At 58.5% G+C, this 14,593-nt stretch carries 8 protein-coding genes, 1 tRNA gene, 2 rRNA genes and 1 pseudogene (1 of these 12 running past the window's edge); 7 read left to right on the plus strand and 5 right to left on the minus strand.

Going from position 1 to position 14,593, the window contains the following annotated elements; all coding sequences use genetic code 11:
- From ACTG2T_RS12155 to ACTG2T_RS12175, 5 genes are all read left to right on the plus strand, one after another.
- Positions 1-2,528 (plus strand): 23S ribosomal RNA (locus ACTG2T_RS12155) (it extends 362 nt beyond the left edge of the window).
- 121 nt (positions 2,529-2,649) lie between these two features.
- A 5S ribosomal RNA gene (gene rrf / locus ACTG2T_RS12160) occupies positions 2,650-2,764 on the plus strand.
- 95 nt (positions 2,765-2,859) lie between these two features.
- Positions 2,860-2,936, plus strand: a tRNA-Asp gene (locus ACTG2T_RS12165).
- A gap of 411 nt (positions 2,937-3,347) precedes the next feature.
- Positions 3,348-3,665: a PTS system regulator TmaR gene (gene tmaR, locus ACTG2T_RS12170; RefSeq protein ID WP_127006015.1), complete on the plus strand. Its 318-nt coding sequence runs from the start codon at positions 3,348-3,350 to the stop codon at positions 3,663-3,665.
- 207 nt (positions 3,666-3,872) lie between these two features.
- Complete coding sequence (locus tag ACTG2T_RS12175; protein WP_330125730.1) at positions 3,873-6,956, plus strand: transglycosylase domain-containing protein; 3,084 nt, start codon at positions 3,873-3,875, stop codon at positions 6,954-6,956.
- Between the two features lie 111 nt (positions 6,957-7,067).
- On the opposite strand, the gene yidA is transcribed toward ACTG2T_RS12175, so the two are convergent.
- From yidA to ACTG2T_RS12195, 4 genes and pseudogenes are all read right to left on the minus strand, one after another.
- Positions 7,068-7,877, minus strand: a complete 810-nt coding sequence (gene yidA, locus ACTG2T_RS12180) for a sugar-phosphatase (RefSeq protein ID WP_005363212.1) — start codon at positions 7,875-7,877, stop codon at positions 7,068-7,070.
- A gap of 114 nt (positions 7,878-7,991) precedes the next feature.
- A pseudogene (locus tag ACTG2T_RS12185) lies at positions 7,992-9,658 on the minus strand (FapA family protein).
- Between the two features lie 250 nt (positions 9,659-9,908).
- A complete protein-coding gene (locus ACTG2T_RS12190; RefSeq protein ID WP_330125732.1) occupies positions 9,909-11,057 on the minus strand; it encodes a competence/damage-inducible protein A in 1,149 nt (382 codons plus the stop codon).
- A 53-nt stretch (positions 11,058-11,110) separates the two neighbouring features.
- On the minus strand, positions 11,111-12,349 hold the full coding sequence (locus tag ACTG2T_RS12195) for an HD-GYP domain-containing protein (RefSeq protein ID WP_005336014.1): 1,239 nt from the start codon (positions 12,347-12,349) through the stop codon (positions 11,111-11,113).
- 144 nt (positions 12,350-12,493) lie between these two features.
- Between ACTG2T_RS12195 and metA the strand changes: the two genes are divergently transcribed.
- A complete protein-coding gene (gene metA, locus ACTG2T_RS12200; protein ID WP_042053667.1) occupies positions 12,494-13,441 on the plus strand; it encodes a homoserine O-acetyltransferase MetA in 948 nt (315 codons plus the stop codon).
- Here the strand turns inward: metA and ACTG2T_RS12205 are convergent, their stop codons facing one another.
- A complete protein-coding gene (locus ACTG2T_RS12205) occupies positions 13,442-13,960 on the minus strand; it encodes a cyclin-dependent kinase inhibitor 3 family protein (protein WP_040067125.1) in 519 nt (172 codons plus the stop codon).
- A 143-nt stretch (positions 13,961-14,103) separates the two neighbouring features.
- On the opposite strand from ACTG2T_RS12205, the gene ACTG2T_RS12210 reads away from it, so the two are divergent.
- Positions 14,104-14,574, plus strand: a complete 471-nt coding sequence (locus tag ACTG2T_RS12210) for an Lrp/AsnC family transcriptional regulator (RefSeq protein WP_005336001.1) — start codon at positions 14,104-14,106, stop codon at positions 14,572-14,574.
- Positions 14,575-14,593: the final 19 nt, after the last annotated feature.

Genomic DNA, 14,593 nt, shown 5'->3' on the forward strand with positions numbered 1-14,593 from the left:
GAGTAGGGCGGGACACGTGACATCCTGTCTGAATATGGGGGGACCATCCTCCAAGGCTAAATACTCCTGACTGACCGATAGTGAACCAGTACCGTGAGGGAAAGGCGAAAAGAACCCCTGTGAGGGGAGTGAAATAGAACCTGAAACCGTGTACGTACAAGCAGTGGGAGCCCTTCGGGGTGACTGCGTACCTTTTGTATAATGGGTCAGCGACTTACATTTTGTAGCGAGGTTAACCGTATAGGGGAGCCGTAGGGAAACCGAGTCTTAACTGGGCGTCTAGTTGCAAGGTGTAGACCCGAAACCGGGTGATCTAGCCATGGGCAGGTTGAAGGTTGAGTAACATCAACTGGAGGACCGAACCCACTAACGTTGCAAAGTTAGGGGATGACCTGTGGCTGGGGGTGAAAGGCCAATCAAACTCGGAGATAGCTGGTTCTCCCCGAAAGCTATTTAGGTAGCGCCTCGGACGAATACTACTGGGGGTAGAGCACTGTTTGGGCTAGGGGGTCATCCCGACTTACCAACCCCATGCAAACTCCGAATACCAGTAAGTAATATCCGGGAGACACACGGCGGGTGCTAACGTCCGTCGTGAAGAGGGAAACAACCCAGACCGCCGGCTAAGGTCCCAAAGTTCTGGTTAAGTGGGAAACGATGTGGGAAGGCTCAGACAGCTAGGATGTTGGCTTAGAAGCAGCCATCATTTAAAGAAAGCGTAATAGCTCACTAGTCGAGTCGGCCTGCGCGGAAGATGTAACGGGGCTCAAACCAGGCACCGAAGCCGCGGATTCACACTTATGTGTGAGTGGTAGGGGAGCGTTCTGTAAGTCTGCGAAGGTGTATCGAGAGGTATGCTGGAGATATCAGAAGTGCGAATGCTGACGTAAGTAACGATAAAGGGGGTGAAAAGCCTCCTCGCCGGAAGACCAAGGGTTCCTGTCCAACGTTAATCGGGGCAGGGTGAGTCGACCCCTAAGGCGAGGCCGAAAGGCGTAGTCGATGGGAAGCAGGTTAATATTCCTGCACGACTTGTAATTGCGATGGGGGGACGGAGAAGGCTAGGTGGGCCAGGCGACGGTTGTCCTGGTGAAAGTGCGTAGGTGGTGTTTCCAGGCAAATCCGGAGACACAACACTGAGACACGAGACGAACGCACTACGGTGCGGAAGCCATTGATGCCCTGCTTCCAGGAAAAGCCTCTAAGCTTCAGATTACAAGTCATCGTACCCCAAACCGACACAGGTGGTCGGGTAGAGAATACCAAGGCGCTTGAGAGAACTCGGGTGAAGGAACTAGGCAAAATAGAACCGTAACTTCGGGAGAAGGTTCGCTCCTGACAGTGAAGTCCCTTGCGGATGGAGCAGTTGGGAGTCGCAGTGACCAGATGGCTGGGACTGTTTATCAAAAACACAGCACTCTGCAAACACGAAAGTGGACGTATAGGGTGTGACACCTGCCCGGTGCCGGAAGGTTAATTGATGGGGTTAGCGCAAGCGAAGCTCTTGATCGAAGCCCCGGTAAACGGCGGCCGTAACTATAACGGTCCTAAGGTAGCGAAATTCCTTGTCGGGTAAGTTCCGACCTGCACGAATGGTGTAACCATGGCCATGCTGTCTCCACCCGAGACTCAGTGAAATCGAATTCGCCGTGAAGATGCGGTGTACCCGCGGCTAGACGGAAAGACCCCGTGAACCTTTACTACAGCTTGGCACTGAACATTGAACCTACATGTGTAGGATAGGTGGGAGGCTTTGAAGGCGTGACGCTAGTTGCGCTGGAGCCGTCCTTGAAATACCACCCTTGTATGTTTGATGTTCTAACGCAGGGCCCTGAATCGGGCTCGCGGACAGTGCCTGGTGGGTAGTTTGACTGGGGCGGTCTCCTCCCAAAGAGTAACGGAGGAGCACGAAGGTTGGCTAATCCTGGTCGGACATCAGGAGGTTAGTGCAATGGCATAAGCCAGCTTAACTGCGAGACGGACAGGTCGAGCAGGTACGAAAGTAGGTCATAGTGATCCGGTGGTTCTGAATGGAAGGGCCATCGCTCAACGGATAAAAGGTACTCCGGGGATAACAGGCTGATACCGCCCAAGAGTTCATATCGACGGCGGTGTTTGGCACCTCGATGTCGGCTCATCACATCCTGGGGCTGAAGTCGGTCCCAAGGGTATGGCTGTTCGCCATTTAAAGTGGTACGCGAGCTGGGTTCAGAACGTCGTGAGACAGTTCGGTCCCTATCTGCCGTGGGCGTTGGATGATTGAAGGGAGTTGCTCCTAGTACGAGAGGACCGGAGTGAACGAACCTCTGGTGTTCGGGTTGTCACGCCAGTGGCACTGCCCGGTAGCTAAGTTCGGAATCGATAACCGCTGAAAGCATCTAAGCGGGAAGCGAGCCCTGAGATGAGTCATCCCTGACCCCTTGAGGGTCCTAAAGGGCCGTTGGAGACCACAACGTTGATAGGTGGGGTGTGTAAGCGCGGTGACGTGTTGAGCTAACCCATACTAATTACCCGTGAGGCTTAACCATACAACACCCAAGAAGTGTTCTGGGCCTTGTAGCGAATGAGCGAACTACTCAAATTCAGTGATAGTGACAAGCCAAGCGCAACATCACTACTCACGTCAGCTTTCCAAGATTGAAGATTTTGCCTGGCGGCCATAGCGCCGTGGAACCACCTGATCCCATGCCGAACTCAGAAGTGAAACGCGGTAGCGCCGATGGTAGTGTGGCATTCGCCATGCGAGAGTAGGACACTGCCAGGCAACAAATTAAACGGTGATGTGAAAACACATAGCCGGCTGCGAGGATGACACCTCAAAAGAAGCAGCAGAAGATTTAGCGCAAGCTAACCGAATGCGGAGCGGTAGTTCAGTCGGTTAGAATACCGGCCTGTCACGCCGGGGGTCGCGGGTTCGAGTCCCGTCCGCTCCGCCACTAATTTGAAGGCCTTCCCAGATGGGAAGGCCTTTTTGCTATGGGCGATTTTGTCCATAAGACCCACAGATTTGCACACCAGAATCAACACAAAGCCCAGTCTGACCACCGGGCTTTTGTATTTTTAGCGTGTTAAACCGCCAGTGTTAGCATTTATCTGCAGGAAGAGAACTAAAACCCTGTCACCTCCACCATTTTCTATCTATATCAAGCCCTTATCTGATGGATTACTTGCCATTTTAACTGGTTTACTTTTGGCCAAACTCTGTTCATGGTGCGCGATTAGGGTTGTATCTCGCTTATAACTCGGTAGAGTAAGGGCATCTTGAGTTTGCCTGTCCCGCGCCTAGCTTGCCGGGTTCCAGGTGTAACTTGGCCAGTTTTTATCAACCTTAAGTCAGTGGTATCGATATGGAACAAGTAAACAAGTCCACCTTCAGCGATGTACTGGAATATGTGCGTATGTCCCGTCGCCAGAACAAACTCAAGCGTGAAATTGCGGATAACGAGAAGAAGATCCGTGACAACCAGAAGCGCGTGCTGCTGCTCGACAACCTGAGCGACTACATCAAGCCGGGCATGAGCATTGATGATGTACAGGCGATCATCGCCAACATGCGTGCCGACTATGAAGAGCGCGTGGATGACCACATCATCAAGAACGCCGAGCTATCCAAAGAGCGCAAAGATCTGAGCACCAAGCTGAAGGGCATGAGCTCTCACAAATAAGCGTTGCGCTTCGCTTAAGAGACACCGGCCACTGGCCGGTGTTTTGTTATCAGCTCGGATCTCTGCCACTCCTGCAACAATCGGCTCCCCTTTTTAGAATTGCCCTGTTACCATCACCACAAAGCGGTCAATAGTTTCAAGCCATTGACTTGAAAAGACTAAGCTTGAGTGAAACACAATAAATTGCGCAACCATGGTGGGGCTGATATGGGCGCATCAGAACAGACGGATTTGACACAAGTGGCATCTCAAGATTCATCTGTCCAGACCTCGGACGGGAACCCAAAGCGCAAGCGCCGTCCCTGGTGGCGTTGGCTGTTCTGTTTTCTCTTTTTATTGTGCCTGGGGGCGGTGATTGCTCTGGTTGGCTATGAGATGAAAACCTCGAAGCTGCAATCTCAGGAGATCTCCCGCTATGCCGCCAAGCTCACCTATCAGGTCGAGCCTGGCCAGAGCAAGCAGATCGCCTTCCCTGAGGATGGCCCATTCGACAAGCGGCTCGGCTATGTGCAACTGCCGATGATGCAGGAGCGTTTGCTTCAGCGGGGCTATGAAGTCAGCAAGCAGGTGCATTTCTCCGACGCGCTCTATGACTACGCCAGTCGTGGCTTCTTCGTGCCCTATACCGAGAAGGTGCAGGCTGGCCTGACGTTGCACGATTGCCGCGCAGAACCTTTCTATCAATTCAAGTATCCGACCCATCACTATCCGGATTTTGACTCCATTCCGCCGCTCGTCATCCAGTCGCTGCTGTTTATCGAGAACCGCGACTTGCTGAGCAATGAAGAACCGTTGGCCAACCCGGCGGTCGACTGGCCCCGTTTTGCCAAGGCCGCACTATCTCAAGTGGGCAAGGCGCTCGATATGCAGGATCAATCTGCCGGTGGCAGTACCCTGGCGACCCAGGTGGAGAAGTATCGCCACTCGCCGGATGGCCTGACCCTGTCGCCGACCGAGAAGATCCGTCAGATGGCCTCTGCCAGCGTGCGGGCCTATCGTCTCGGGCCGGAAACCCTCGAAGCGCGCAAACTGGTCGCCTGGGCCTACCTCAACTCGGTACCGCTCTCGGCTGCGCCGGGATATGGTGAAGTACATGGTCTGGGAGATGGCCTCTGGGTCTGGTTTGGTGCCAATGTCGATGACGTGAACCGTCTGCTGGACCCCGCCCGCAACCAGAACGCACCGCTGGCCGAACAGGGACTTGCCCTGCGTCAGGTTGTCTCGCTGATGATTGCGCACCGCCGTCCCTCTTACTATCTGGCTCAGGGGCGAGAGGCATTGGCTACCCTGACCGACAGCTACCTGCGCCTGTTTGTGCAGGAGGGAATGATTACGCCACTTCTGATGGAGGCGGCGCTCAAGGCCAAGATTACGTTCCGTGACTTCCTGCAGTCCCCGGCTATCACCCGGGTGAACAATAACAAGGGGTTGCAGGTTGCCCGTACTCGCCTGAGCCGTCAGCTCGGGGTGCAGCTCTATGACCTTGACCGGATGGATCTGACCGCCGATACCAGCCTCAACATGCCGCTGCAGAACGAAATCTCCCGTTATCTGCAACAGCTGGCCGACCCGACGTTTGCCGCTCAGGTGGGACTGTTTGGTGAGCGCCTGCTCTCGCCGGAGAAGACCGGCGATGTGCGCTACAGCTTCACCCTGTTCGAGAAGTCGGCGGAAGGGTTCAAGGTGCGGGTACAGACCGACAACACCGATCAGCCGTTCGATATCAACGAAGGTTCCAAGCTGGAGTTGGGCTCAACCGCCAAGTTGCGGGTGCTGACTACCTATCTGGAGATCGTAGCCGAGCTGCACGATAACTATGCCGGGATGCCAGTCGAGAATCTGCGCAAGCTGGCTGCCGTCTCTCAGGACAACCTCAGTCGCTGGGCCATCTCCTATCTGATGACGGCTCAGGACAAGAGCCTGCCTGTAATGCTGGAAGCTGCGCTGGATCGCAAATACTCCGCCAGCCCCAACGAAGGGTTCTTTACCGGTGGCGGCATGCACACCTTCAACAACTTCCGCCGCGAGGATAACAATCGTATTCCGACGTTGCGTGACTCTCTGCGTGAGTCGATTAACTTGCCCTTTGTGCGGTTGATGCGCGATATCGTGCGCTACAGCCTCTACAAGGAGGGCAACCGTGCCCAGTTGCTGAAGGATGACAAGGATCCCCGTCGTCAGGAGTATCTGGCCAAATTTGCCGACAAAGAGGGGCAGACCTATCTGCTGCGCTTCTGGCGCAAATATCGCGGCAAGACTCCCGAGGAGCAGCTCGATACCTTCCTCGACGGTCTCAAGCCGAGTGCGGTACGTCTGGCGGCGGTTCACCGCTACCTGATGCCGGAAGCCAGCGAAGCGGCTTTTGCTGCCTTCCTGGCGGTGCGGTTGCCGAGAGAGAAGCTGAGCGCCAAGCGGGTTAATCAGCTCTACGTCAGCTATGGCCCGGGCAAGTATTCACTGCCGGATCAGGGCTACATCGCCCGGGTTCACCCGCTGGAGCTGTGGTTGCTGGCCTATCTCAAGCAGTTCGACAAGGCGACCTTTGCCGACGCGGTGGCGGCCAGTCGTGACGAGCGGCAGGAGGTCTACAGCTGGCTGTTCAAGACCCGTCATCGCAGTGCCCGTGACAGCCGGATCCGTACCATGCTGGAGGTTGAAGCCTTCCTCGATATCCATCAGCGCTGGGCCAAGCTCGGTTACCCGTTCGACCATCTGGTGCCTTCGCTGGCGACCGCCTTGGGCAGCTCCGGCGATCGTCCGGCTGCACTGGCCGAGTTGATGGGGATTATCCAGAATGGCGGTGTCCGCTCGCCAACTTTGCGTATCGAGCATCTCTCGTTTGCCAAGGGGACGCCCTTCGAGACCGAGTTTGAGCCGCAGCACACCGAGGGCACCCGGGTGATGCCGGCAGAGGTGGCTGCTGCCCTGCGCAGTGCGCTCTCCAAGGTCGTTGAAGGGGGCACGGCAAGACGTATCGCCGGTGCCTTTACCCTGCCGGATGGCACTGTGCTGCAGATGGGGGGCAAGACCGGGACCGGGGATAACCGGATTGAAACAGTGGGCCGTTATGGCAACGTGACCAGCTCGCTGGCGCGCAACCGCACCGCAACCTTCGTCTTCTATCTGGGTGAGGATCACTTCGGTACCCTGACCGCCTATGTACCGGGTAGCCAGTCTGACAAGTTCCGTTTCACCTCGGCGCTGCCGGTACAGGTGCTCAAGGGGATGGCTCCTCTGCTGACGCCTTACCTGCAACCGGGCTCCCATACCCAGTGTCTGGCGAACCAGTGATACGCACGAATTACCGCTCATCACGCAGATAACTAACCAGAGAAAAAACGGGGAGGCTGACAGCCTCCCCGTTTTTATTTCCTTATCGGACGCAGTGGCGCTCGATTGCGATCAGGCGTTCAGTACGAACTGCTCGATCACCTGAGCCACGCCATCTTCATCGTTGCGGGCAGTGGTGTGCTGGGCGAGAGCCTTGATCTCGTCGGTGGCATTGCCCATCGCAACCCCGAGGCCAGCGTACTCGATCATGTGGCGATCGTTGCCCGCATCCCCGACGCAGATCACCTGATCGGCGGTCAGGCCCAGGTGCTCGGCCAGCGCGGCGACGCCGGTTCCCTTGTTGCTCTGCTTGTTCATGAACTCGAGGAAGAAGGGGGCGCTCTGTACCACGGTATAGCGCTCATAGAGCTCTGCAGGCAGTCGCTCGATGGCGCGGGAGAGCTGGGGCGGCTCGTCGATCATCATCACCTTCATGATCTGCTCGTCGGCAGGCAGGGTGGCGAAGTCGATCAGATTGATCGGCATGCCGATCAGGCGGGATTCGTGCTCGGTGTAGGTGCTGACACGGGGACTGATGAGGCCCTGGGTGACCGAGAAACCATGGACGTTCACTTCCAGCTCATCAGCCAGTTTGGCGACGGCGCTGGCGTCACTGCCGGTCAGCAGCTGGCTGCGGATGATGCGCTGATCGGCCACCTGTTGCACCAAGGCGCCGTTGTAGCAGATGACGTAGTCATGCTCTGTGGTGAGGCCGAGCTCTTCCAGATAGCGGCTCATCCCTTCCAGCGGGCGGCCGGAGGCCAGCACAACGGTTACCCCTTTGGCGCGCGCGGCGCTGATGGCGGCGTGGGTGCGGGGAGTAATCTGGCCCTGCGGGTTGAGCAGGGTGCCATCCATATCCAATGCGATCAGCTTGTACATCTCTCACTACCTGAGTCTGGGTGGCCCGCCCGGTGGGGCCAAGGAAGTGGCGAGTGTAGCGAAAATCGGCGGCGGGATCACGGTCGGCACAGAGAGCGGTCCGTGTAGGTTGAGCTATTTGTGCCCCTCGTAAGGGGTCATCTCCAGGGTTTCATCATGGATAGTCAGGCGGGTAGGGCCTCGGGTGATGGTAACCTTGCGTTTGAAGCTGGCCATCTCGACCTCGATGCCGGAGTAGAGGTGCTGGGTGGCAATGACCTCCATCTGAGCCATCAAGTTTCGCAGCTCCTCCTGGTTGGCGGTGAGCTGCTCATCGAGCTGGGCCAGTTCGGCCAGCTGATGGTCCCGGATCGGTTTGAGCTTGCGCAGGGTATCCGGATTGCGCTTGTCGCCGGGCAGTTGCAGCAACTTCATGACCAGCTCCTTGATTTTCTCCAGCTGGGCCTGACACGCCTGCTGGCGCAGCTTGAGCTGGTGTTCCTGCTCCTTGTGGGTGAAGTAGCCGCCAAGGATCTGCAGCCGGGTATGGTTGGCGGCCTCGGCCCCCAGGCTGGGGGCCATGATCAGGCGATTGGCAATGCTGGTGCCCCCCAGCAGAGTGCCTTTGCGCATGTTGCTATCGCCTACCTTGATATCTTGTCCGCTGCGGGAGTAGCAGTGGCTGAGCTGGCTCTGGATCTGGATATCCCCCCCGCTTCCAGCTGGGCATACTGGGCGTAGCTGGCGTGGATTTCCCCTTGTGCATTGAGCTGGCAAAGGTACTCTCCCTGCTCGTTGCGGCGGCCAATGATGCCGTGGCGTACCGTGATGCTGCCCCCCGCCTCGATCCAGCCCCCTTCGATAAAGCCGCCAATCACGATGTCACCGCTGACCCGGATCTTCATGCCCGGGTTGACGTCGCCGCTGACGATTAAGCCCCCTTCAAAATCAATGTGACCGTGGCGGGCATCCACCTGTTTGACGCTGAGCACCTCGTCCACCTTCATGCCCGCTTTCTCCTGACAGGGCAGGCCAGCCCGACCGGCAATCAGCAGGTCGGGATCGTCGGGGGAGATAAAGGTGCCCTCGCCAGCACTCATCGGGCTGTCTTTGCCATCCTTGGCGGGCAGGTCCTGACCGGTCACGGTAAAACCGGGTACCCCGACGGTGGCCGGATGACGGCGCATCAGCGGAGCGCCGGCCTTGACGGTGACGATGGAGCCGAGATCCCGCAGGTCGACCTTGCCATGACCCAGCTCCTGCGGTTTGAGGATCCGTTCGGCCGGGGTCTCCACCAGCCGCTCATAGCGAGTGTCCTGACCATTGACAGCAGGCTGGCCGTTGGCAATCACCAGCTTGAGCTGACTGCCGGGGGCGGCCTCCTTGGCTGACTGGATGGCAGCGGTGAGCAGTTGCTCACTCACCCCCTGTTTGATTTCGCTGATGGCGATCGCCTCTTTCAGCTGTTCCAGCGTCACATACTTGCCCCCCCAGTCGGCAGTGATCTGGGCGATGGCGCTCATGCGATCCTTCTCCACGATTACGGCGAGTCGGGCATCCTGACGCTTGCCGACAGGGATGGGGTTGGCGGGGACGGGGGCGGCAGGGTTGGTGAGCAGGCTATTAAGCAGGCTGATGGCCTGTTTGATCCCCTCGGGCAGCGGCTGATAGCGGCGACAGTTGGAAGCGAGCAGCAGAGCCTGCACATCCTGTTCCGTGACAGGTTTGGTGAGACCGGCGGCAATCCGCAGGCAGACCAGTTCCATATCGCTTGATAGCAGCAACCACTCTTTGCTTAACACCGCATCTCCTTGCTGGATGAGAACGGAACGATCGGCTCGCTCCTCTACTGTCATTTAATCTCTCAATGATTAACAAAGCGAGTCACCAACCCTGAGAGTGGGCAGTATTCAGATATTTCCTCTGAATGGTCAATGAATTGAAGTCAAATCGGTGATGGCGGCCGGATAAATATGGGTGCTGTTTGGCAACGGCATGAAAAGGCGGATCGCAGCGCCAGCAACATAGGGTCGCTGGCAGGGGCGGTAGTTATCAGCTGCGCTGGGCTGTTCTGGCCAGGGTGAGGTAATCGCCGAGTACCGGCTCACCCAGCATATGGCGGCGCAGCATGTCGAGGGCAGCAAAGGCGAGGATCTTGCGGCGGCTCTCCGGGTCGGGGTGGCTGACCTTGACCGTCTGACCGATGTGCTTGCCATCGGCGCTGAGCTGCAGTGGCACTCCCTCCGGCCCCTCTCGCCCTATGGTCAGTTGCAGGCCCGCATCGGTGGTCGGCAGTTGCGCCAGCTCATCGGCCAGTTGCGCGCTGAAGTTGGCCTCCAGCCTGGGATGGCCGTGACAAAGCGCCAGCAGCGCACCTCCACTCTCCCCCTCCAGCAGAGTCAGCGGTTTGTCTTGCAGCAGCGCCAGGATCTGCTGCGCCGGTTCCGTATCTCCGCTGCCAACCAGCCAGGGGCGGATCGTATCCAGCAGTCGGCGCTCTGCACTCTCCATGTCAGCGGCACTGGCGCCGTGGCCGATCAGCTTCAGCTCGATAAGGGGCATGGAGGAGCGGTAACCCAGCTCGATGCTGGCTGGCCAGGGTTCGGCATCCAGCATATCGCTGAGGGCTGATTCCGAGATGCCGAAGGTGTAAAAGCGACGCAGCTCGGTATCGATCTGCGCACCGGCCAGCTGTTTGAGGCGCGGCAGAATTTGCTCGCGCACCATCTGCTTGAATTCGAACGGCACGCCCGGGGTGAAGAAGAGCTGACTCTGGCCACTTCGCACCACAAAGCCGCAGGCGGTGCCGACCGGGTTGTCGAGGATCTCGCTCCCCTGCGGCAACCAGGCCTGTTTGGCATTGCTTTGTGCCATGGGGCGACCACGGCTGGCGTAGCGCGCTTCGATGGTAGCGAGCCAGTCGGGGAAGAGGGTAAGTGGCTGGTCAAAGGCTTCAGCGGCTGCCTGAGCGGTCAGGTCGTCGGCAGTGGGCCCGAGCCCGCCACACACCAGCACCACCTCGGCGCGGTTGGCACTCTCTTGCAGCACCGTTTTCAGGTCAGCGAGGTTGTCACCCACCGTCAGGCGACGGCGCACCTGCCACCCCTGCTCCAGCAGCAGAGCGCTGAGCCAGGCCGCGTTGGTATCCACCACCAGGCCCGTCACTATTTCGTCTCCGGTACTGATGATCTCGATACGCATGGCAGGCTCCTTGGATTAAACGGGTGGCAACGGTTGGCCTCGGGCCAACACAATCAGGCTTTGTTGTGCTCGAAGTAGTAGCTGATCCGGGTACGCGGATTGAGGTACTCGAACACGGCGGGCGGCAGCCGTTTGGGGTGGATCACCTTGGCGATCGACAGTTCGGCTTGCTGCAGGTCGATGATGGCGGCTTCTTGACGGGGAATGCGCGGATCGTAGACCAGCACCGAGGGGTAGAGCAGGCGGGAAGCGTTGACCGACATCACCAGCCCCACCTGACCGTTGGAGAGTTGCACCACGCTGCCGGGGGGGTAGATCCCCATCAACCGGATCAGCATGCTGAGGTACTCCGGATTGAACTGCGCCTTGCGCTGCTTGTAGAGGCCGCTCAGGGCCGAGTAGGGCACCTTGGCCTGCATATGGCAGAGGTTATCGTACTCGTTGATCAGCGACACCATCTGGGTCAGCGGATCGAGCTGGCCACCCTTGAGCCCTTCCGGCCCGCTGCCATCGAGATATTCATGGTGATGGAGCACGATCCCCTTCGCCTCGGCCGGGAAATCCTTGGCCAGATTGAGCAGATCCAGCCCGTAGCGCGGGTGCTGGGCCATCAGGTTCTGCTCCGGCTTGGTCAGCGGCTCGGTCTTGCGCAGGATCTGGCTCGGGATCTTCAATTTACCGATGTCGTGGAATAGAGCCCCCATGCCGACCTGACGGATCTCGTCGGCCGTCATGCAGCACTCCTTGGCCAGCAGCATGCTGAGCACGCTCACATTGAGGGAGTGGAAGTAGAGGTTGTTGCCATCCTCGCTGTCGGAGACCAGATGAAGCACCATCTCGTCAACCGAGAGCAGCTGTTCGGTCATGGCGTTGACCAGTTCCTGCGCCTCGCCGATGGCATTGAGGGGGCGGGACTGGATCTTGCTCATCACGCTGCGCACCTGCGCCAGCGACTGCTGGAACTGCTTCTCGCACTGCTGCAGGTTGCGGCGATAGAGTTGCAACTGCTCGATGCGGCGATCCTTCTCCTGCTGCATCTGGGCCTGACGCTGGGCGGCGTCTGCGCTCTCTTGTTGCTGAGGCTGTACCTGATTGAGAGGCTTGGGCGGAACGTCGCTCTTGTCGGGAATGATGGTGACCAGTTTCAGGCCGAGACGGCGGATCAGCTCGATCTCTTCTTCACTTTTGATCTTGAAGCTGGAAAACAGGAACGGGTGTTCGCGCCACCCCAGTGGCAGGGATACATAGTTGCCGACTTGCAGTCGATCTACGGAAATCTTGATACCGGTCATTATCTTGGAAGCAGGAGACACACTGAGCCGTATGCTAGTCAAAGGCGGGGGTGAATACAAAAGGTATCTGATGACAGGGCAGGAGCTTTATTATAGGCTTCTGGATGTCCAGACATATTTACTGATGCAGTACAGGGAGTAAGCATGCCGATCAAGATCCCGGATCAGTTACCCGCCGCCGAAGTGCTGGGGCAGGAGAACATCTTCGTGATGACGGAATCCCGGGCCGTCACCCAGAACATCCGCCCGCTGCGGGTGCTCATCCTCAACCTGATGCCAAAGAAGATTGAGACCGAGATCCAGCTGATGCGGATGCTCTCCAACTCGCCGCTGCAGGTGGATGTGGATCTGCTGCGCATCGATGACAGGGAGTCAAAGAACACGCCGCAGGCCCATCTGGAGAACTTCTATCACGACTTCGAGCAGGTGCGTGGCAACAACTACGACGGCATGATCATCACAGGGGCGCCGCTCGGGCTGGTGGAGTTCGAAGAGGTGGTCTACTGGCCGCGCATCGTCGAGATCATCGAGTGGTCCCATCAGCATGTCACCTCCACCCTGTTCCTCTGCTGGGCGGTGCAGGCGGCGCTGAAAGCCTTGTATGGTATGGAGAAGCAGACCCACGGCGAGAAGCTCTCCGGGGTTTATCGCCACCATCGCCTCGATGAGCACGAGCCGTTGCTGCGCGGTTTCGATGACGAGTTCGTCGCCCCGCACTCCCGTTACGCGGCGTTTGATGGCGATCTGATCCGTGCCCAGACCGACTTGCAGATTTTTGCCGAGTCAGAAGAGGCGGGGGTCTATCTGGCGGCGACCAAGGATTGTCGTCAGGTGTTTGTCACCGGGCACCCGGAGTACGATGCCCTGACGCTGGACGGGGAGTATCAGCGGGATCTGGCGGCAGGGCTCGACCCGGCCATTCCGGTCAACTACTACCCGAATAATGATCCGAGCCGGACGCCGCGCGCCAGCTGGCGCAGCCATGGTCATCTGCTGTTTGCCAACTGGCTCAACTACTACGTCTATCAGCTCACCAGCTATCGGGTGGAAGATATCGGCAAGGTCTTCACCTACGACCAGGGAGGTAAATAGTCAGTCGCCCTGCGCCAGCCGCTCGGCCAGCTGGTCTAGCCATTGGCGGTGGCAGGCCAGGGTAAACGCCTTGGGTCTGTGGGCCTTGATGGCGGCCATCGCCTCTTGCTGTGGCTGGCCGAGGGTCATCAGCAGCGCGGCGGCGACCAGACCGGTACGACCGCTGCCCCCTTTGCAGTGGATGACCAGATGTTTGCCATCGCCCAGCAGCTCGCGCAGCTGTGGCAGCGCCTGTTGCCAGGCCGCCTCGAAGTCGGTGTCGGGGGCCAGATCATCCTCGATGGGCAGATGGAACCAGCGCATCCCTTCGTGCTCGACCTGCTGGCCGAGCTGCGCCAGTTCGAGTCGGATCAACTCGGCGCTTGTCATCAGGGTCACCACCCCGTGGGCACCGGCCAACCGCAGTTGATCGAGCGCCAGGGTCAGCGGCACCTGCTGGGTGCCGGGGCAGGGTGTCAGCAGCAGCTGACCGTCGACACGGGGAACCTCAAGGCTCCAGAAGGGGTGATACGGGTGCATGGCGGATCCTCGCGTGGTGGCCGCAGGGTTGCGGCCGGTGAATGGCGCCAAGGATAGGCGGGGCAGGGGGGATGTCAATGGCCGTTGTGTTTGCCCCGGTTTACGGGCAGAGTCTAAAAAATTGAGCGGTTCAAGGAGTTAAGATGAGAAACCTGGATCAACTGGATTTGGATATCCTGGCCCATCTGTTTCGGGATGCGGGCATGACCAACAAGGATCTGGCCGCGCTGGTGGGCGTTGCCCCCTCCACCTGTCTGGAGCGGGTGCGCAAGTTGCAGCAGGATGGCGTGCTCAAGGGAGCGCACTGCGAAGTGGATTATCAGGCCCTCGGTGGCCACATTCAGGCCATGGTCTCCCTGCAGCTGGCCCGTCACAGCCGCCAGATCATCGATGCTTTCCGCGATGCCATTCTGGCGTTGCCCGAAGTGATCAGTCTGTTCCACATGGGGGGCAAGGATGATTTTCTGGTGCACCTCTGTGTCTCCGATACCGAGCACCTGCGCAACTTCGTCTTCGATCACTTCACCTCCCGCGAGGAGGTGGTGCACCTCGAAACCTCGCTGGTGTTCGAGCACAAGTTCAGCCGCTCCCTGCCCTGCTTTCCCCAGCCATAACGGCCAGTGGGCCGATAGT

It is taken from the genome of Aeromonas sp. 75A (genome assembly GCF_051919425.1).
Classification (GTDB): Bacteria; Pseudomonadota; Gammaproteobacteria; order Enterobacterales; family Aeromonadaceae; genus Aeromonas; species Aeromonas veronii.